This window comes from Pseudomonas sp. KH_024_B2, from assembly GCF_057839965.1.
On sequence record NZ_CM174502.1, the window covers coordinates 647865 to 667413 of the forward strand.

General features: G+C 60.6%; 11 protein-coding genes and 1 pseudogene. 7 read left to right on the top strand and 5 right to left on the bottom strand.

The annotated features are described in order from the left end of the window. Positions 1–23: 23 nt before the first annotated feature. The 3 genes and pseudogenes from AC3I0A_RS02975 to AC3I0A_RS02985 form a co-directional block, all read right to left on the bottom strand. Positions 24–1808 (bottom strand): protein-disulfide reductase DsbD, encoded by a 1785-nt coding sequence (locus AC3I0A_RS02975; RefSeq protein WP_489376174.1) that lies wholly within the window; start codon positions 1806–1808, stop codon positions 24–26. Between the two features lie 148 nt (positions 1809–1956). Next, positions 1957–2463: pseudogene (locus tag AC3I0A_RS02980) on the bottom strand (methyl-accepting chemotaxis protein); the annotation flags it as partial. A 1507-nt stretch (positions 2464–3970) separates the two neighbouring features. Beyond that, positions 3971–5641, bottom strand: a complete 1671-nt coding sequence (locus tag AC3I0A_RS02985; RefSeq protein WP_489376175.1) for a GGDEF domain-containing response regulator — start codon at positions 5639–5641, stop codon at positions 3971–3973. A gap of 290 nt (positions 5642–5931) precedes the next feature. Between AC3I0A_RS02985 and AC3I0A_RS02990 the strand changes: the two genes are divergently transcribed. From AC3I0A_RS02990 to speA, 4 genes are all read left to right on the top strand, one after another. Next, positions 5932–6999 (top strand): DUF2333 family protein, encoded by a 1068-nt coding sequence (locus AC3I0A_RS02990; protein ID WP_489376176.1) that lies wholly within the window; start codon positions 5932–5934, stop codon positions 6997–6999. Between the two features lie 3 nt (positions 7000–7002). Next, on the top strand, positions 7003–7560 hold the full coding sequence (locus AC3I0A_RS02995) for an NUDIX hydrolase (RefSeq protein WP_489376177.1): 558 nt from the start codon (positions 7003–7005) through the stop codon (positions 7558–7560). A 194-nt stretch (positions 7561–7754) separates the two neighbouring features. Next, entirely contained in the window at positions 7755–8126 is a 372-nt protein-coding gene (locus tag AC3I0A_RS03000) for a translation initiation factor Sui1 (RefSeq protein ID WP_489376178.1), read from the top strand. A 224-nt stretch (positions 8127–8350) separates the two neighbouring features. Further along, a complete protein-coding gene (gene speA / locus AC3I0A_RS03005) occupies positions 8351–10264 on the top strand; it encodes an arginine decarboxylase (protein WP_489376179.1) in 1914 nt (637 codons plus the stop codon). Positions 10265–10530: 266 nt separating this feature from the next. Here the strand turns inward: speA and AC3I0A_RS03010 are convergent, their stop codons facing one another. Then, entirely contained in the window at positions 10531–10752 is a 222-nt protein-coding gene (locus AC3I0A_RS03010) for a hypothetical protein (RefSeq protein WP_489378622.1), read from the bottom strand. Between AC3I0A_RS03010 and AC3I0A_RS03015 the strand changes: the two genes are divergently transcribed. After that, the gene (locus AC3I0A_RS03015; protein WP_489378394.1) at positions 10651–12141 is read left to right on the top strand and encodes a contractile injection system protein, VgrG/Pvc8 family; all 1491 of its coding nucleotides are present in this window, start codon (positions 10651–10653) and stop codon (positions 12139–12141) included. The genes AC3I0A_RS03010 and AC3I0A_RS03015 overlap by 102 nt on opposite strands. Next, on the top strand, positions 12138–12935 hold the full coding sequence (locus AC3I0A_RS03020) for a DUF4123 domain-containing protein (RefSeq protein ID WP_489376180.1): 798 nt from the start codon (positions 12138–12140) through the stop codon (positions 12933–12935). Before AC3I0A_RS03015 ends, AC3I0A_RS03020 begins: the two co-directional genes overlap by 4 nt. Here AC3I0A_RS03020 and AC3I0A_RS03025 read toward each other — a convergent pair. Next, on the bottom strand, positions 12926–14290 hold the full coding sequence (locus AC3I0A_RS03025) for an MATE family efflux transporter (RefSeq protein WP_489376181.1): 1365 nt from the start codon (positions 14288–14290) through the stop codon (positions 12926–12928). The genes AC3I0A_RS03020 and AC3I0A_RS03025 overlap by 10 nt on opposite strands. 255 nt (positions 14291–14545) lie before the next feature. On the opposite strand from AC3I0A_RS03025, the gene AC3I0A_RS03030 reads away from it, so the two are divergent. Continuing rightward, positions 14546–19447 carry an alpha-2-macroglobulin family protein gene (locus AC3I0A_RS03030; protein WP_489376182.1) on the top strand — a complete coding sequence of 1634 codons (4902 nt, stop codon included), beginning with the start codon at positions 14546–14548 and terminating at the stop codon, positions 19445–19447. The last annotated feature ends 102 nt before the right edge of the window (positions 19448–19549 follow it).

Consider the following 19549-nt stretch of genomic DNA (forward strand, 5'->3'; position numbering starts at 1 on the left):
GCCCGAAATATATGACCGACTGATTAAATCTGGTCATTCGCTTTCGCGACACGTTCGGCGAAGTCCGCGGCATTGATCTCGCCGATCACTCTGACATCACTGCGTTCGACGCCATCCTTGCCGAAAAACATCAGTGCTGGCGGCCCGAACAGCTTGTAACGGTCGAGCAGGGCGCGTTGTTCGCGGTTGCTGGCGGTCATGTCAAAGCGGATCAACCGATAACCCTTGAGCCGTTCGACGACGTTGCTGTCGTTAAGCACCTCACGCTCGATGACTTTGCAGCTGATGCACCAGTCGGCGTACCAATCGAGCAGCAGCGGGGTATTGGCGACTTTGGCCTCGGTGAGGACCCGATCCAGCTCCAGAGGCGTACTGATGGTCTGCCATTCGCTGGCGTTTTGAGCCTGGGCGCCACCGGCCGAATTAACCGCCATTGACTGGCCGATCGGACTCAACGGGTCGGTCTGCCCGCTGAGTGCGCCGTACCAGCAGGCCAGCGCATAAAATAATAGGAACAGCCCCAGTAATTGCGCCAGGCGCGGTTTTGGTGCCTTGTAGATGAACTCCAATGCGCCGAGAAACAGGCCGACTCCGGCAGCCAGCAAGCCGATCAGCAACAAGGTGACCTGGCCTGGCAGCACCCGGCTCAACAAGGCCACCGCCAGCCCCAGCAGCAGAACGCCGATGGCATTTTTTACGTAGATCAACCATGAGCCGCTTTTCGGTAGCCAGGCCGCTCCGCCGGTGGCGACGAGCAACAAGGGTGCGCCCATGCCCAGGCCCAGTACGAAGAGTTTCAGCGCGCCGCCCAGCGCATCGCCGCTGGCGCTTATATAAAGCAGCGCACCGGCCAGCGGAGCCGAGACGCAGGGCGAAACCAACAGGCTGGAAACCACGCCCAGCACGGCTGCCCCCCAGAGGGAGCCGCCTTCGGTGCGGTTTGCCACGCGGTCCAGGCGACTACTGATAGCGTGCGGCAGTTTCAGTTCGAAGATACCGAACATGGCCAGCGCAAACACCACGAAAAACAGTGCGAACGGCACCAGCACCCAGGCTGATTGCAGGCGTGCCTGCAGATTCAGTTGCGCGCCGAACATCCCCATCAGTGCGCCGAGCAAGGCAAAACAGATCGCCATTGGCAGTACGTAAGCCAGCGACAGATTGAAACCACGCCAGCCGCCAACCTGGCCGCGCAGTACGACGCCGGAAAGGATCGGCAGCATGGGCAGCACGCAAGGGGTAAAGGTCAGGCCAAGACCTGCGAGGAAGAACAGCGCCAGTTCGCGCCAGTTCCAGCGCGTCTCGTGGCTGTTCGTCGGAGTATCGGCGCCGAGCACTGAAGAAGGCTTGCCTTCGATGCTCAGTCGCTCTGTCTCTGGCGGATAGCACAGACCTTTATCGGCACAGCCTTGATAAGTCACTGCCAGGGTAAAGGCGCGCTGATCGCCGGCGGTGCGTGGCAGCTCTATATCGAGAATGCCGTGATAGACCTCGACGTCGCCGAAAAACTCATCGTGTTTTTGTTCGCCCTGAGGTAGTTGCGCGGTACCCAGCGTGACGTCGGCGGGTTCGGTACGGAACTGAAAGCGATGGCGGTAGAGGTAATAACCTTCGGTGGCGACGAAGCGTAGTTTGATCGATTGCGGCGTGCTTTCCATCAGACTCAGCCGAAAGGCTTCGCGTACCGGCAGGAAGTCGGCGCTGTTATTGATCGCACCCAGCGTCGAGCTGGGACGACTGTCCAGCAACCCGGCGGCGGTCACCGGCAGGGCGAGCAATAACAGCATCAGGCAGAGCAGGCGGCGCATAGCAATCTCGCGTATCGAACGTGTGCGCATGATAGCGGAGTAGGGCCGCGCGTGCAGGGAGAGGGGTGTACTTGTGGCGACCAGGCTTTTGTGGGTCAGCGCCGAGCTCAGTACCTGTGGGAGCGGGCTTGCCCGCGAAGGGGCCCTGTCAGACCCTGAAGGCTTGAACGGCCGTATGCAACTGCCCGCCCAGCGCCAGTAAATGTTCACCCTGGCTGCGTCCTTCACCAATCCTCAACAAGTTGTCCCCACCCAATTGATGAATCCGCTCACTGTGATCGCGGATTTCGCTGACGGCGCCGCTCTGTTGGGCGGTGACATCGGCGATGCGTACGGCGGTGTCGGAGATGGTTTGTATGGCTCCGACGATTTCATCCAGCGCGCCGTCGGCCGCTTGGGCCTGGTTGGCGGTGGCTTCGGCGTGTTCGACCTGGGCGCGCATACCTTCTACCGATTGCCGGGCGGCCAGTTGCAGGCCGGCGATCAGCGTCTGGATCTCGGCGGTGGCGCCGGCGGTGCGTTGCGCCAAGGTGCGGACTTCTTCGGCGACTACTGCAAACCCTCGGCCCATTTCTCCTGCGCGGGCGGCTTCGATGGCGGCGTTCAAGGCCAGCAGATTGGTCTGGTCGGCGATGGAGCGAATGACTGTGAGTACGCCGCCAATGGTCGCCGACTCTTCGGCCAGATGTTCGATCATCTGTGCGTTGCCCTGCACCTCGCCGACCAAGGCATGCAGCCCCGTCAGGCTCAAGCCGATCACTTTCTGGCCGTGTTCGACCGCAAGCCCGGCGTGACGGCTGGCGTCGGCGGCCTGGCTGGCATCACCGGCGACTTGCACAATGGTGGCTTCCAGTTCGCCCAATGAATCGCGAATTTGTGCGGTATCCCCGGCCTGCCGTTCGGCGCCGCTGTGCAGGCCGCTGCTCAATTCGGCCAGGGCGCGGCTGCTGCCGGCGACCTGTTCGGCGTTTTGCCGGATGGTTCCCACCAGATCAACCAGATACGCCCGCAGCCGATTCAGCGACTCTTCAATGTCGTGCAACTCACGGTTGGTGGCGCCCAGCTGGATATCCCGACTGAAGTCGCCTTCGGCCCAGGTCGACAAGGCTGGCGCCAGGTTGGTCAGTACTCGGGCCAGACGTCGTTGCAAGGTATCGATGAGCAGCGCGATCAACAGGATCAGACCGATCATCAGCCCCTGGATGATTCGCACTTCACTTTGAATCTGCCCGTGCTGGGCGCGCACGGCGGGCTCAAGACCGGCAATAGCCTGCGCAACGGCGGCAATTTTAAGGTGAGTGGCGGCGCTGAGGTCGGCGCGTTTCTGGATCTGCTCGCGAGTGCGGCGCAGCTCGGCCGGGTAACGCGTCAGCAGGCTGTTGAGTTCGCGCTTGAGACCAATGCCAGTATCTTCGGCGACGCTTTTTTCAGTGTTCTCCAGCCCCATCATGGCGGCAAAGTCGTCGGTGTTCGATTCATTGCTGGCAGTGACACCCAATAGCGGCAGGGCTTCCAGCTGCTCAGCCTGGGTGCGGATACTGGTGGCTTCACGCTCGACATCGGCCGCCAGTTCGCTACGACCGCTGCTGACCAGTTTGTCCCGGGCCAGCGATAGTCTGGCCAGATGCTGCGACGCCGCCAGCAATGACGGCAGATAACCGGCGGCGTTCGGGTTATTGGCGCTCGTAGCGTATTGGCTGAGCTGTTCCAGGTTGGCACCCAGTTCGCGCTCGGCCTGAAGCAGCAAAGCTTGCGGGTCACCGGCGAGTTTGCCGGCAGCCAGCAGATCGGTTTTGCTGAAGTCATTCAGGCTCGCCAGGCTTGGCCGCAGGCTTTGCGCCAGATCTGCAGGCAACTCGCCGAGCGCTTGTTGCAGCGTTTCGAGCGATTGGCTGGCAGCACTCAGGCGCAGGGCATCGCCAGTGGCCAGGTAATCGTCAATATTGCGCGCCACCTGATTCTGGAATTGCTGCGACAGGCCCAGATAGCGCTCCATCAGCAAATAAGGTCGCTCCAGAGCCCGTTGCGACCACCAGAGCGTGGCGCCGAGTGCGAGGCAAACGGCGACTAACAGGAGGGTGTTGAGATTGGTCAGCAGCTTCAGGCGCATCGAGGGTCTACCAACGACAGAATGGTAAGCGCCTGAAGTTATTGCGTTTCTGTTACAGCGTTATGACTGACTCGGTGGATTCCGATGAAAAAGTGGCACTTTGCTTTGATCGCAAAGCGGCCTGCACGCGATTGCGTCCGGCGTGCTTGGCGCGGTACAGCGCCTCGTCGGCCTGGCTTGCCATCATCAGGCTGTCGGAATCCTCGCTCATCTCTACGACGCCGGCGCTGAAGGTGCACCAGAGATCCTGAGGTTGCGCTGGATAGTGAATCTCGGCAAAGCGCTGACGGATTTCATTGAGCACTTTGTAGGCCGATTCGACATCGGTGTCGGGCATGACGATAGCGAACTCTTCGCCGCCATAGCGCCCGATGAAGTCGGTCTTGCGCAGGCGTTGCTTGAGGAACAGCGCCAGGCTCTTGATCACGCGGTCGCCCATGGGGTGGCCGTGGCTGTCGTTGACCCGTTTGAAGTGGTCGATGTCGAGCATCGCAAAGCTCAGCGGCTTGCTTTCGCGGCGGGCGCGGAAGCTGCAGTCTTCGAGCAATTGCAGGATATGGGTGTGGTTGTATAGCCCGGTCAGGCTGTCGCGGACCATCCGTGCCTTGAGGTTGCGTGCCCGGGCCGCGCGGTTGCGCACGGTAGTGATCAGGTGGCGCGGCTTGATCGGCTTGGTCAGGAAGTCGTCGCCGCCTTCGCTCATGGCGTCGAGTTGCTTGTCCAGATCGTCTTCGGCCGACAGATAAATGATCGGCACGCTGACATAACGGTCGTTGTGGCGGATCACTTTGGCCAGCTCCGTACCGGTGCAGGCCGGCATGTACATGTCGAGGATGATCAGGTCCGGCTGGAAGTCCGCCAGTTCGGCCATCGCCTGGATCGGCTCGATCAGGGTGCGAGTGACGATCCCGGCGCTGTTGAGCAGGCGTTCGGTGTGCAGTGCCTGAGCGCGTGAATCATCGATGATCAGCACTTTGTACGGCTCGTACTGGGCGACGCAGGTCAGGACCTCGATTTTTTCCAGCAGGCTCGAGGCTTCGAGGGTGCCGGTCAGAAACTCCTGACCGCCGGCACGCACGGCCGCGAGACGGGTCGGGGTGTCGGTTTCATTCAGACTGAAGAACAGTAGCGGCAGTTGCTGTTCGAGACCTTCCTGGGCTTCGGCCGCCAGTTTCAGGCCCATGCCGGCGCCACAGAAGTCGACATCCATGACGATCGCGGCGGGCAGTCGCTCGACCAGAGAAGAGCGAAACGCCGCCACACTGTCCAGCGATTGGGCGCTGAGCCCAAAGAACTCAAGCTGTTTGGCCAGCCGTTCGGCGCGGTCGTGATCTTGCAACATCACGTAGATCGGCTTGCGCAGCGGCGGCAGGAAAGTTTGTTCGAGTTGGTCGCCCTGACGCAGGCCGGTGCGGGACAAGCGTTGCATCAAGCGATTGAGGTCGGTGATCAGCCCGCTGCTCAGACGCCCGCGATTGGCATCCACCGCTTCCAGCGAATGGCCGATGCTGCGCGCCAGCTGACTGTGTTCGGGCTGCTCGAAACGTTCGGCGAACCGCAGCAGGCGCAAGTTCGCCTCGGCCAGTTCCGACATATCGGTGGTTGACCATTCACTTCGCTGCAGGCGTTGCCATATCTCAAGAATCTGACGTGCCTGATGAATTACCCGCTGGGCAAAGTGGTGCTTGAGGCGCTCACGGCTGGGGTCTTCTGGCTCGGTCATATCCTGACTACTGGTTAGGGTGCATGCTGAGATCGACTGGTGGCCCTATGCTAGCACCTCTTTTCGATTGCACGAGTGTCCTGCGTCAATAAACTGCAAAGCGCCGCGATTCATTTCCTGACCGACTGGTCGCACGGCCTGGAGGCTGTGCTTCATTGATAGTAGCTGCTTGATGCGCGACTATTGTGCGGCGTCTTGTTTTGCGGCGGATTTAATCCGCTCGAACCGAGGCACGATGGGGTAGGGTTGTGGTCGAACCGATGAACTCAAGTGATTGAAAGGATATAGCCATGCTGGACTGGAAGAACCGCGCTGGCAGCGCGCCTGATCGTGCCGCTGAACCTCCGTCGGCAACCCGCAGCTATTTCGGTGGTTTGCTGTTCAGCCGAGCCCTGGCCACGGTGGTGGGGCTGTTTCTGCTGGTGGCTTTTGCCTTGGGCTGGTACTGGAGTCAGGAGCCGGCACTGTTTCCGGTTCAGCAGAACGCTCAAGTGGCTGCCGAAAAGGAAGGCAAGCAAATGGTCATCGGTTACACCACGGTGGAAACCCTCAAGACCGTTGCCGGTACGCTGCTGACCAAGCCAGGTGGTTATATTTCCAACGACCGTTTTCCGCCGGGCCTGTGGATGGACAACATGCCCAGCTGGGAGTACGGCGTGCTGGTGCAAGTGCGTGACCTGAGCCGCGCCCTGCGCAAGGATTTCGCCCGTTCCCAGTCGCAGTCCACCGAGGATGCGGATCTGGCCAAGGCCGAACCGCGTTTCAACTTCGACAACAAGAGCTGGGTGCTGCCTTCCAGCGAGTCCGAGTATCAGGAAGGGATCAACTCCCTGAGCCGTTACCAGGCACGGTTGTCCGATCCGAATCAGAAGGGCGCGCTGTTCTATTCCCGTGCCGACAACCTGAACAACTGGCTGGGTGACGTGGGGACCCGCCTGGGTTCGCTGTCGCAACGGCTGTCGGCCAGTGTGGGTCGGGTCAAACTCAACACCGCGCTGAAAACCGAAGCCCCGGCCCCTGGCCAGGTGCTGCAGGTGGACGAAGAGATCGTCGAAACCCCGTGGATGCAGATCGACAACGTGTTCTACGAAGCCCGCGGTCAGGCCTGGGCACTGTCCCACCTGCTGCGTGCCATCGAAGTCGACTTCGCCGATGTGCTGGCCAAGAAAAACGCTACGGTCAGCGTGCGGCAGATCATTCGTGAGCTGGAGGCATCTCAGACCTCGGTGTGGAGCCCGATGATCCTCAACGGCAGCGGCTTCGGTGTGCTGGCCAACCACTCGCTGGTCATGGCCAACTACATCTCGCGGGCCAATGCGGCGGTCATCGATTTGCGTCAACTACTTTCTCAGGGCTGAGTAATGCTCGTGAACTCCGACGAGGCCGCGCATCGCGCAGCCTCGGATGCCGAATACATCGCCTGGGTCGATGAGCAAGACAACTTGCTCGGCGCCCTGGTCCGGTCCGATCTGCGCGAGCGCGGGCTGATCGGGCGCGGTACCTACATCATGCTGTTCAATTCTGCCGGTGAGCTGTGCGTGCATCGGCGCACCCTGAGCAAAGCCATTTATCCGGGGTTCTGGGATGTGGCGGCCGGAGGGATGGTGCTGGCGACCGAGAGCTACGCCGAATCGGCGGCTCGTGAACTGGAGGAAGAGCTTGGGGTGAGCGGCGTGGAATTGACCGCACATGATCACTTTTTCTTTGAAGACACCGGCAATCGGCTGTGGTGTTCGGCGTTCTCGGCGGTCTGGGACGGACCCTTGCGCTTGCAACCGGAAGAAGTGCTGGAAGCGCGTTTCATGCCGATCGATCAGGTAATGCAGGAAATTGCGCAAAAGCCTTATTGCCCGGACTCTCTAGCCGCCTTGAAACGTTATCTGCGCTCCCAGGGCCAACTCGTCGCAAAAGATGCATAAATTGGCGCCGATTGGCTCTTAGCAAGTGCGCTTTTTGCCGTTACACTGCGCGACCTTTTTTAAAGCTGGACCGGCACTCCTTTTTGTAGGGGCGTCCGGTTCAGTAGCGCTGCCCCTGCCTGAGTGGGGCTTCGCGGTCGATGGCACTTGCCAAAGTGCAGCGACCAGTCTTTGTCCTCCCAAGAGGATTGCCGGTGGCCAAAAAAGCCGCATCCTTCGCCGCCCTTGGTGGCCTGGTATTTTCCACCGACGCAGGTCGACATTGTCCGGACTGTAGCCAGCCGGTGGATGCCTGCATCTGCAAACAAACCGTTATCCCTGCCGGCGACGGCATCGCGCGCGTGCGTCGCGAAAGCAAGGGCCGTGGCGGCAAGACGGTGACTACCATCACCGGCGTGCCGTTGGCTATCGAGGCGCTCGGTACGCTTGCCACGACGCTGAAGAAGCGTTGTGGTACCGGCGGCACGTTGAAAGACGGGGTCATCGAGATCCAGGGCGAGCATGTCGAGCTACTCTTGGCAGAGCTGATCAAACTCGGTTTCAAAGCGAAGAAGTCCGGCGGCTAGCAGCCTCTGTGAAGACCACTGCGACTTGATGCAGTCCTGAACCGATTCAGGTTTGCCGTCTCTCCATGGTTTTCACAGAGCCTGTTCAAAACCGGTTTCTAAACTCTGCGCTGTAGGCGAGGTCTATCCCCCTCGAATGCAGGCTAATCGTCATTTTCATTCTTTAGACTGCGCCAGCCCTCAACCCGGGTGGCGCTCTTTGACTTCATTTATAGGGGACTTCGATGTCCGTACGACGCACACGCAAAGACGATGGCAGCCAATGGACAGTTGCGGACAGCCGCAGTGTTTATGGGATTCGCCATTGGGGGGCCGGGTATTTCGCGATCAATGACGCCGGTCGCGTCGAAGTTCGTCCGAACGGCCCGAAAAGCTCGCCTATCGACCTGTTCGAGCAAGTCGAGGAACTGCGTAAAAGCGGCCTGTCGTTGCCGCTGCTGGTGCGCTTCCCGGACATTCTGCAAGACCGCGTACGTCAGTTGACTGGCGCCTTCGACGCTAACATCGAGCGTCTGGAATACCAGAGCAAGTACACCGCGCTGTACCCGATCAAGGTCAACCAGCAGGAAGCGGTGATCGAGAACATTATCGCCACTCAGGACGTTTCCATCGGCCTGGAAGCCGGTTCCAAGCCGGAATTGCTGGCCGTATTGGCGCTGGCACCGAAAGGCGGGACCATCGTCTGCAACGGTTACAAGGACCGCGAATTCATTCGCCTGGCGCTGATGGGCCAGAAGCTTGGTCACAACGTGTTCATCGTGATCGAAAAAGAGTCCGAAGTCGCTCTGGTGATCGAAGAAGCGGCCTCGCTCAAGGTCAAGCCACAGGTTGGTCTGCGGGTGCGTTTGTCTTCCCTGGCCTCGAGCAAGTGGGCAGACACCGGCGGTGAGAAATCCAAATTCGGTCTGTCCGCGGCTCAACTGCTGTCGGTGGTCGAACGTTTCCGCGCGGCCGGTCTGGACCAGGGCATTCGCTTGCTGCACTTCCACATGGGCTCGCAGATCGCCAATCTGGCGGATTACCAGCACGGCTTCAAGGAAGCGATCCGCTATTACGGCGAGTTGCGTAACCTCGGCTTGCCGGTCGATCACATCGACGTCGGCGGTGGCCTGGGCGTTGACTACGACGGTACCCACTCGCGTAATGCCAGTTCGATCAACTACGACATGGACGATTACGCCGGTGTCGTGGTCGGCATGCTCAAGGAGTTCTGCGACGCGCAGAGCCTGCCGCATCCGAACATCTTCTCCGAGAGCGGCCGCTCGCTGACCGCCCACCACGCGATGCTGGTGGTTCAGGTGACCGACGTCGAGAAGCACAACGACGACGTGCCGGTGATCGACAACAAGGAAGAGTTGCCGGAAACCGTGCAATGGCTGGTGGATCTGCTCGGTCCGACCGACATTGAAATGGTCACCGAGACCTACTGGCGCGCCACGCACTACATGAGCGACATCGCCGCCCAGTACGCCGATGGCAAACTGACCCTGGCCGACAAAGCCTTGGGCGAGCAGTGCTACTTCGCTGTCTGCCGTCGCCTGCACAACTCGTTGAAAGCCCGTCAGCGTTCCCACCGTCAGGTGCTCGACGAACTCAACGACAAGCTCGCCGACAAGTACATCTGCAACTTCTCGGTGTTCCAGAGCCTGCCGGACACCTGGGCGATCGGCCAGGTGCTGCCGATTCTGCCGTTGCACCGTCTTGATGAAGAGCCGCTGCGTCGTGCCGTACTGCAGGACCTGACCTGCGACTCCGACGGCAAGATCAAGCAATACGTCGATGAGCAAAGCATCGAAACCAGCCTGCCGGTGCATGCGCTGAACGACGGTGAAGATTACCTGCTGGGGATTTTCCTGGTGGGTGCCTATCAGGAAATTCTCGGGGATATGCACAACCTGTTCGGTGATACCGACTCGGTGAACATCTACCAAAATGCTGACGGCAGCGTGTACCACGCCGGTATCGAAACCCACGACACCATCGAAGACATGCTGCGTTACGTGCACTTGTCCCCGGAAGAGTTGATGACCCACTACCGCGACAAGGTTGCCTGCGCGAAGATCAGCCCGGCCGAACGCACTCAATACCTCGACGCTCTGCGTCTGGGTTTGACTCGCTCGTCTTACCTGTCGTCTTGAGATAAGAAGTAGTTGTTCCAGGCTGTCTGAAAATTCACTGCAATCTGTGTGTTTTTTCAGATGGTCTGGTGCGACCTGTCCTTTTCTTGCAGACGTTTTCGGCTTAAGCCATTGGTTCTCGAAGGATCAAAGAGCATAGGTCTTAATTTCATGTAGGTCGTTTCCTAACTTGTGCTCTGGCTATCTACTCGACCCTGTCTCTCAGCGAGAATCGGCGGTCGCCCTCCTGTAGAGAAACGCCAATGTCTGATCCAGCCAACGAACCGTCATTTCGTCTGGATATAGCGGGCCAGCCCCACCCCTTTAACGTTTTGGCCTTTACCGGGACCGAATCCATCAGCGAACCGTTCGCGTTCCAGTTGCACCTGCTCATCGATGATCCAGACCTGGACCTGGGTGGTCTTATGTATCGCGGCGCGTATCTGCACTTCTTCGATACGTGCGTCGGCATACATGGACAGATTCATGGGGTCATTGAAGTCGCTCATGGCGCCTCATCAAGGCTCTGTCGCGTGCGACTGGGACCGAAGCTGGCGTGTCTGGCGCAACGTTTCAATCAGCGAATCTTTACCGGGCTTACGGTGCCCGAAATTATCAGTCGGGTGCTGCATGAGCACGGTATCCGTGACGCAGACTTCAGCCTTGAACTCGCTGCTGACTATCGGGCGCGGGACTATTGCACCCAGTATCGAGAGTCGGATCTGCAGTTTCTCCAGCGTCTGTGTGCTCAGGAAAAAATTCACTACCACTTCCAGCATCGACAGACTGGCCATTGCGTGGTCTTTGCCGACACTCAGCGAAGATTTCGCCGAAGCGACAGTGCGGTTTTTCAAGCCGAAGGGGAATCTTGCTCCGTCAGACAATTCAGCGTATGCGCGCAGGTCGGTGCGAGTGCGCACAGTGGTCGGGCCGAACAAGTCGCCGAAGGGCAAAGCGATCTCGCTGGCCTGCGTAGCGGTGCATTCATGCCGTTGTCCGGCCATCCCTTTAGCGACTGGAATCACCTCTGGCTGCTGACGAGCGTTCAGCACCAGGGGTGTCAGGCGCAGGCGAAGCCTTTCGGTCTGAGCGAAGCGTTTTCCGATGGGGCGCCATCGGCTATCAGATACCGCAATCACTTTCGTGCCACGCCCTGGGAAGTGGCCTTCGTGCCTGCACGGCAGTTTCCAGCGCCGCGAATGAATTCCGTTCAGCGCGCATGGGTGGTCGACCCCGTCGCCGATCAAACCCACGAAGCGACTCAAGGGTTGATCGCGGTGCAGTTTGAGTGGCTGTATCAGGGACAGGGCTCCAGTCCAAGCCACTGTTGGGTGCCGGTATCGGGCGAGCTCACAGGCGAAACGGCGCAAGGGTTCAAGGCCGGCGTGGAAGTCCTGGTCAGTTTTGCCCAGGGAGACCCTGACCAGCCGCTGATCATCGGCTGTCTGCCGGGTCCATCGTGCGGGACGGAGCGGGTCTCTGTGGATGAGCAACCTCTTGTTGAAGACCCGACGTTGCTCCGTGCAGACATCAGCCCTGCGATGTTTGTCGGGCCAGAGCAAAGTATCCAGCTGTCGGACGGGTTTGAGCTGACGTTCGACACGGGTAGTGAGTTACTCTTCAAGGTCGGCAACAGCGCGGTCAATCTGGACGTCCGAGGTCTGCGGTTGTCCAGTGCGCAGATCGTTCTCGAAGCAAGGCAGCTATCGGCGGCCAGCGCCTCGTCGCCAGCTCCCCCGTCACTGCCTGACCCGGATGGCATGTTGCAGCTGGTGCGGGCCAGCCATCCTCTGGTACTGCTCTGCTTGCTGCCTTCGGGCGGTAGCTTCAAGCACTGCAAAGCTGCGGTATGTACGTGTCGGGCGCTGGCGAAAGTCGCGCGAAGTGGTGCAACATGAGTGCGGCCAGGACACCCGGACATACCGCCCAATGGCTGTTGCTCGACCTTCCGGGATCCCCGCAGGCGGGTCAGGTATTGAACCAGTGTTTTACCGGGATCAGCCGCCATGCGCTGTTCGAGAACACCGACCTGCATTCGCTTGGCGAGCACGGACCGCTATTGCTCGCGCTGGATGAGCACTTGCCTCTGGCTGCGCTCAGTCAGTCTGAACCACTGGCCTGGCCAGGGTTGTTGCTGGTCAGTGCAGCGCCATCGCACGTGTTGTTGGCGCATCTTCGCAGAATGCTCACCGTCACTCTCGGGCTGCACTACAAAGGACTACTGAGCTACTACAACCCACAAACCGCGAGTTATTTTTTCGATGCCTGTGATGCCCGTGAACTGAGTTGCTGGCTGGGGCCGATCAGTCAGATGCATTGGTATGGCGGGACTTGGGCCGACAAGGCGATCGGCAGCCTGGGCTGGCAGCAGCTGGTGAACCCGCAGCTGCCAGGCAGCGAGCTGGCGGTAGAACACAGCCTGAGCAGCAGGCAACAAGACAAGCTGCAAACCTGTTTGCTGGAACGTCATGCCTACCATTGGAGTCGTGCGACGGGGAGTGACTACAGCGTGATCTGGAGCCATTTGCAGGAGGGGCTCAAGCACGGCTTCAGCGGCAACGCCGTGCTGGATGACTGGTTGCGGCTACGTCTGCGTCACCCCACGGCGAGTGTTCCTGAATGGCTGGACGGCAGCACCCCGCATGCGCGCCTTGAGCAACTGCGCCATGCCTGGGAAAGCCATCAGCCTTGAGTAGACTCGGCTGGGGCACTGTTAAACCAGCCATCGCTCTTGCTTATATACCAGGCAAAAGCGCCGAGGGTCAGGCTTCGCAGCAGCATGAACAGCAGAAACGCCAGCCACAGACCATGGTTGCCAAAGCCCTTTAGCGCCCAGGCCAGCGGCAGCACGATGATCACGGTCAGCAGCATGCCGTTGCGCATTTCCCTGGCGCGGGTGGCACCGATGAACAGGCCGTCGAGCAAGTAGCTCCAGACTGCAATCAGCGGCAGCAGGGCGAGGTAAGGCAAATAGATGAAGGCGGTTTCGCGCACGCTCTGAATGTCGGTCTGCATCTCGATGAACAGATGGCCGGCAAACAGAAACAGCACGGCGAAGCCAAGGCTGGTCAGCAACGACCACCCGCAGGCCACCACCAGCGAGCGACGCAAGGCCTGCCGGTCATGGGCGCCGATGGCATGTCCGCACAGCGCTTCCACGGCATGGGCCAGGCCGTCCAGTGCATGGGCCGTCAGCAGCAAGCCGTTGAGCAACAGGGCATTGGCCGCGACCGTCGCATCACCCAGTCGTGCGCCCTGCACGGTGATCAGGAAAAACACCGATTGCAGCGCCAGGCTGCGAATGAAAATGTCCCGATTGACCGCCAGCAGCGGTCGCCAGCTTTGCCATAGCGCCAATGCAGCCCAGGCAATGTGACCGGGGTAAGCGCGCAGGGCTTTGCGGGTCATGGCCAGACCGATCAGGGCGCCGGTCCATTCGGCGATGACCGAGGCCCGTGCCGAACCGACTACACCCCAGTCCAGGCCGAGGACGAACCACAGGTTCAGCGCGATGTTCAGCAGATTGGTGCTGAGCAGAATCGCCAGCGGGGCGTGGGCGTTCTGGGTCCCGAGGAACCAGCCCACCAGGGCAAAACTGGCCAGCGCCGCCGGCAGGCCGAGCAGTCGGGTGTGGAAAAAGTCCCGGGTCATCTGGTCGAGCTCGGCGGAGGGTTGCATCAGGTTCAAGGCGACGCCGCTCAACGGCATGCCGAAAATGGCGAGCAGCAGCGCCAGCCCCATGGCCAACAGCAAGCCTTGCAGCAGGACTTGCCGAAGCGCCGCACCGTCTCCGCGTCCGGCGGCCTGGGCGGCGAATCCGGTGGAACCCATGCGCAGGAAGCCCATTGACCAGGCCAGAAAGATATACAGGTTGGCGCCGATCGCCACAGCACCGAGTTGGTGGGCGTGGGGCAGATGGCCGATCACCGTGCTGTCGACCAGAGCCACCAGTGGAACGGAGATGTTCGACAGAATCATCGGCGCCGCCAGGGCCCAGACGCGGTGGTGGGTCAGGCGATGGCGCCAGTCGGTGATCAGGGTGGACATGCAGGCTCCTTGCGAGAGCGGGCATTGTAGCGGCAGATCCGGGATTGGCGTTGCTCCCTTCGCGGGCAAGCCCGCTCCCACAGGATGTGCGCACATCCTGTGGGAGCGTGGCTTGCCCGCGAAGACGGCAGCACAGGCGCCAGCAGTTTTCAGAACCCACCCACCCTCGGTCAGTCAATGTGACCGGCGCCTCAGCCGTTTTGGCGCCAGTGATATATAGTTCAACCCTTCGATACCCCTGCCAATGAGTGCCCCATGCTTAACAAAGGATTGTTTCTGGCCTGTGCGCTGGTGTTGCTAAGCGCTTGCGATTCGTCAACTTCCGATAAAGCGCCGTCTACCGCCGCGCCCGCAGCGCCGGTTATGGCGCCCAAGGCCAAAGCAGTGCAGGACGTCGCGGCGCTCAAACAGCGCTACGCCGGTCGCGAGTTAAGCGTGGTGGACGTGTCCGAAGTCCAGCTCGATGGCGCCAGCACGCTGTCGGTGAGTTTTTCGGCGCCGCTGGACCCTGAGCAGAAACTCGACGAAAAACTGCATCTGGTGGACAGCAAGAGCGGCAAGGTCGATGGCGCCTGGGAGCTTTCCGACAACCTGATGGAGCTGCGCCTGCGTCACCTCGAGCCGCAGCGCAAGCTGGTGCTGACCGTCGATGCCGGGCTGCGCGGGGTCAACGACGCCAAGCTTGCCGCCGAGTATGTCAGCCGCCTGGAAACCCGCGACCTGCAGCCCACCGTAGGCTTTGCCAGCCGTGGCACCTTGCTGCCGACCCGCTTGGCCGAAGGTCTGCCGGTGATCGCGCTGAACGTCGACAAGATCGACGTCGAATTCTTCCGGATCAAACCCGAAGCCCTGCCGGCATTTCTCAGCCAGTGGGGCCGCAGCACCAGCCTGCAAAGCTATGAATCGCGCGAACTGCTGCCGATGGCCGATCTGGTCTACGGCGGTCGTTTCGACCTGAATCCGGCGCGTAATACCCGGGAAACCCTGTTGCTGCCGATCGCCGGGCTCAAGCAATTGCAGCAGGCGGGCGTGTATCTGGCAGTGATGCGCGCTTCCGGCACCTACAGCTACTCGCAACCGGCGACCCTGTTCACCCTGAGTGATATCGGTCTGTCGGTGCATCGTTACCAGAATCGTCTGGACGTCTTCACTCAAGCGCTGGAAGGCGGCAAAGCCCTGGATGACGTCAATCTCGAACTGCTCGACAGCAATGGTCATGTAGTGGGCCAGGGCAAGACCGAGAAGGGCGGTCATGCCGAGTTGCCGCTGCCGAAAAAAGCCGAAGTGTTGCTGGCTCACCAGGGCGATCAGACCAGCATGTTGCGTCTGAACAGCAGCGCTCTGGATCTGGCTGAATTCGATATCGGCGGGCCGCAAGCTCACCCGCTGCAATTTTTCGTGTTTGGTCCGCGTGATCTGTATCGCCCCGGCGAAACCGTGCTGCTCAACGCCTTACTGCGGGACAAGGACGGCAATGCCGTCAAACCGCAACCGGTCAGCGTCGAAGTGCGTCGCCCGGACGAGCAGGTCAGCCGCAAATTTGTCTGGGACGCTGATGCCTCCGGCCTCTATCAATACCAACTGCAACTGGCCGGTGAAGCGCCGACCGGACGCTGGCAACTGGTGTTCGATCTGGGCGATGGCAAGCCGCAGCTGTATGAATTCCTCGTCGAAGACTTCCTGCCTGAACGTCTGGCCCTTGAGCTGAAAGGCAGCGATGACCCGATCAGTCCGGCCGATACCGCCGAAATCAGTGTCAATGGTCGCTACCTCTACGGCGCCCCGGCCTCGGGCAATCGCCTGAGCGGTCAGGTGTATGTGCGGCCGTTGCGTGAGGCGGTCAAAGCCTTGCCGGGTTATCAGTTCGGCTCGGTCACTGAAAAAGAGTTGAGCCAGGATCTGGAGCTGGAAGAAACCGTGCTGGACGCCGATGGCGAAGCGGTTATTTCCCTGGAAAGCAAATGGGCCGAAGCCCGGTCACCACTGCAGTTGATCGTACAGGCCAGCCTGCAAGAATCCGGCGGTCGCCCGATCACTCGGCGTGTGGTGCAACCGGTGTGGCCGGCGGATCGTTTGCCGGGGCTGCGAGCGTTGTTCGATGGTGAAGAAACCAACGGTGACGGTCCGGTCGAGTTCGAGCTGCTGGTGGCCAACCATGAAGGCCAGAAACTGGCTGCGGAGAATCTCAAGGTGCGGCTGGTGCGCGAGCGCCGTGACTATTACTGGAACTACTCGCAGAGCGATGGCTGGAGCTATCACTTCAACGAGAAATTCCTCAACCTCGACGAAGAGACCGTCACTATCAAGGCCGGCGACACAGCCAAGGTCAGCTTCCCGGTGGAGTGGGGCCCCTACCGCGTCGAAGTCGAAGACCCGCAGACCGGTCTGGTCAGCAGCCTGCGTTTCTGGGCCGGCTACCGTTCCCAGGACAACGCCGAAGGCGGCGCAGTGCGTCCGGACCAGGTCAAATTGGCGCTGGACAAACCCGCCTATGGCGATGGCGACACAGCTAATGTGACGGTCACTCCACCCGCCGCCGGCAAAGGCTATCTGTTGGTGGAATCTGCCGACGGTCCGTTGTGGTGGCAGGAGATCGACGTACCGGCCGAGGGCAAAAGCTTTGCGGTCAAACTCGATCCAAAATGGTCGCGGCATGACCTGTATGTCAGTGCACTGGTGATTCGTCCCGGCGAACGTAAAGCCAGTATCACCCCAAAACGCGCGGTCGGTGTGTTGCACCTGCCGCTGGATCGGACCCAGCGCAAACTGGGCCTGACGCTGAAGGCAGCGGAAAAAATGCGCCCGAAACAGCCGTTGACGGTGAAGATTCAGGCAAAAAATGCCGACGGTAGCGTACCGAAACAGGTGCGTGTACTGCTGTCCGCGGTGGACGTGGGCATCCTTAATATCACCCAATATCCGACCCCGGATCCGTACTCCAGCCTGTTCGGTCGCAAGGCCTATGGCGCCGATCAACTGGATATCTATGGGCAACTGATCGAAGCCGGCCAGGGGCGTTTGGCCAGCCTGGCCTTCGGTGGTGACGCGGCGCTGGCCAAGGGCGGCAAGCGTCCCGATACCAGCGTGACCATCGTTGCCCTGCAGAGCGCGCCGGTGACCTTGAATGAGCAGGGCGAAGGCGAAGTCAGCGTTGATATCCCGGATTTCAACGGCGAACTGCGTTTGATGGCCCAAGCCTGGACCGACGATCGCTATGGCATGGCCGAAGGCAAAACGGTGATCGCCGCGCCGCTGATCGCCGAACTCTCGGCACCGCGCTTCCTTGCCGGTGGCGACCAGACGAAGCTGGCGCTGGACCTGTCGAACCTCTCGGGCAAACCACAGAAATTGATGGTGCAAGTGAACGCCGAGGGCCAACTGAACCTGCTCGGCGAAGCGACCCATAGCGTGCAATTGGCCCAGGGTCAGCGCACGACATTGCAGATTCCGGTGCAGGCGCTGGGCGGTTTCGGCCAGGGCCAAGTCAAGGTGCTGGTCAATGGACTCGACTTGCCGGGCGAGAACCTGCCGCCGTTCACCCGCGAGTGGACCCTGGGCGTGCGTCCGGCCTATCCGGCGATGCTCAAACACTATCGCGCGGTCCTCAAGGATCAGCCGTGGAACTTGCCGCAAGCGGAGCTGGAGGCTTTTGATCCGGCCGGGCGCGAAGCCTTGCTCAGCCTGTCGAGCCGACCACCGTTGAACCTTGGCGAGCAGATCCGTGCGCTCAAGGCTTATCCCTATGGCTGCCTGGAGCAAACCACCAGCGGCTTGTATCCAGCGCTTTATGCCGATGCCGCCAGCCTCAAACGCCTTGGCCTGAAAGGCGATTCGGACGTCGAGCGCAAACGCAAGATCGAACTGGGCATCGAGCGCCTGTTGGGCATGCAGCGCTACAACGGCAGCTTCGGCTTGTGGGGCGCGGACGGTGAAGAGGAATACTGGCTGACCGCTTATGTCAGCGACTTCCTGTCGCGTGCTCGCGAGCAAGGTTTCGCGGTTCCGTCCGAAGCGCTGAAAAAGGCCAATGAACGGCTGCTGCGTTACGTGCAGGAGCGCAACCTGATCGAAGTGAACTACAGCGAAAACGCCGAGCACACGCGCTTCGCGGTACAGGCCTATGCCGGTCTGGTCCTGGCCCGCAGCCAACAAGCACCGCTGGGTGCGCTACGCAGTCTGTTCGAGCGTCGTACCGATGCCCGTTCCGGTTTGCCGCTGGTGCAACTGGCTATTGCCTTGCAGAAAATGGGCGACCAGCCGCGTGCCGATCAGGCCTTGATCGCAGGGTTGGCGGCGTCACGCAGCAGCAAGGACTGGCTCGCCGATTACGGCAGTCCGTTACGCGATCAGGCGCTGATTCTGGCACTGCTGGAAGAGCACGATCTGGCCAAGGGCAAACATGAAGAACGTCTGTTCGAGCTGTCCGATCAACTGGCCGCCAGCCAATATCTGTCGACCCAGGAGCGCAACTCGCTGTTCCTCGCCGGCCGTGGTTTGCTGGGCAAACCTGAAGCCAACTGGAATGCGCAACTGAGCAGCGGCGATGAAATCCGCGAGCTGAACAATAACCAGCCGGGCCTGAAACTCGAGGGTGCGCTGCTGGCTTCGCCGCTGTCCTTGCACAACCAAGGCACGGAGCCGGTGTATCAGCAGCTGACTATTTCGGGTTATCCACAACAGGCGCCAGTAGCCGGTGGCGAGAACCTGAGCATTCGTCGCGAGTACCTGGGCATGAACGGCCAGCCGTTGAACCTCAGGGCCCTGGCCAGTGGTGATCTGGTGTTGGTGCATTTGGCGGTCAGCGCTAAACAGCGAGTGCCGGATGCCCTGGTGGTGGACTTGTTGCCGGCGGGCCTGGAGCTGGAAAACCAGAATCTGGCACAGAGCGCCGCAAGCCTGGAAAACGCCAGCAGCAAGGTCAAGGAGTGGCGCGAATCGATGCAGAACGCCAGCCTCAAGCATCAGGAGTTCCGCGATGACCGCTACGCGGCGGCGATGAACCTCGACGGCTACGGCACCACGCACCTGCTGTATCTGGCGCGTGCTGTAACCCCTGGCACCTACCGCGTACCGCCGCCACAGGTGGAGTCGATGTACCGGCCGAACTGGCAGGCCGTGGGCGAAACACCGCCGGAGATGGTGATCAAGGGAAGGTAGTCAGGACTTCTAGCGCAGAACCTGTGGCGAGGGGGCTTGCCCCCGCTCGGCTGCGCAGCAGTCGTAGAACCTGCAAATGCGGTGTGTCTGACACAATGGAGT

Bases quoted from the DNA above. Each gene is read 5' to 3' on its own strand.
- AC3I0A_RS02975 (WP_489376174.1), bottom strand. From the start codon at position 1,808: ATGCGCCGCCTGCTCTGCCTGATGCTGTTATTGCTCGCCCTGCCGGTG.
- AC3I0A_RS02985 (WP_489376175.1), bottom strand. From the start codon at position 5,641: ATGACCGAGCCAGAAGACCCCAGCCGTGAGCGCCTCAAGCACCACTTT.
- AC3I0A_RS02990 (WP_489376176.1), top strand. From the start codon at position 5,932: ATGCTGGACTGGAAGAACCGCGCTGGCAGCGCGCCTGATCGTGCCGCT.
- AC3I0A_RS02995 (WP_489376177.1), top strand. From the start codon at position 7,003: ATGCTCGTGAACTCCGACGAGGCCGCGCATCGCGCAGCCTCGGATGCC.
- speA (WP_489376179.1), top strand. From the start codon at position 8,351: ATGTCCGTACGACGCACACGCAAAGACGATGGCAGCCAATGGACAGTT.
- AC3I0A_RS03010 (WP_489378622.1), bottom strand. From the start codon at position 10,752: ATGAGCGACTTCAATGACCCCATGAATCTGTCCATGTATGCCGACGCA.
- AC3I0A_RS03020 (WP_489376180.1), top strand. From the start codon at position 12,138: ATGAGTGCGGCCAGGACACCCGGACATACCGCCCAATGGCTGTTGCTC.
- AC3I0A_RS03025 (WP_489376181.1), bottom strand. From the start codon at position 14,290: ATGTCCACCCTGATCACCGACTGGCGCCATCGCCTGACCCACCACCGC.
- AC3I0A_RS03030 (WP_489376182.1), top strand. From the start codon at position 14,546: ATGCTTAACAAAGGATTGTTTCTGGCCTGTGCGCTGGTGTTGCTAAGC.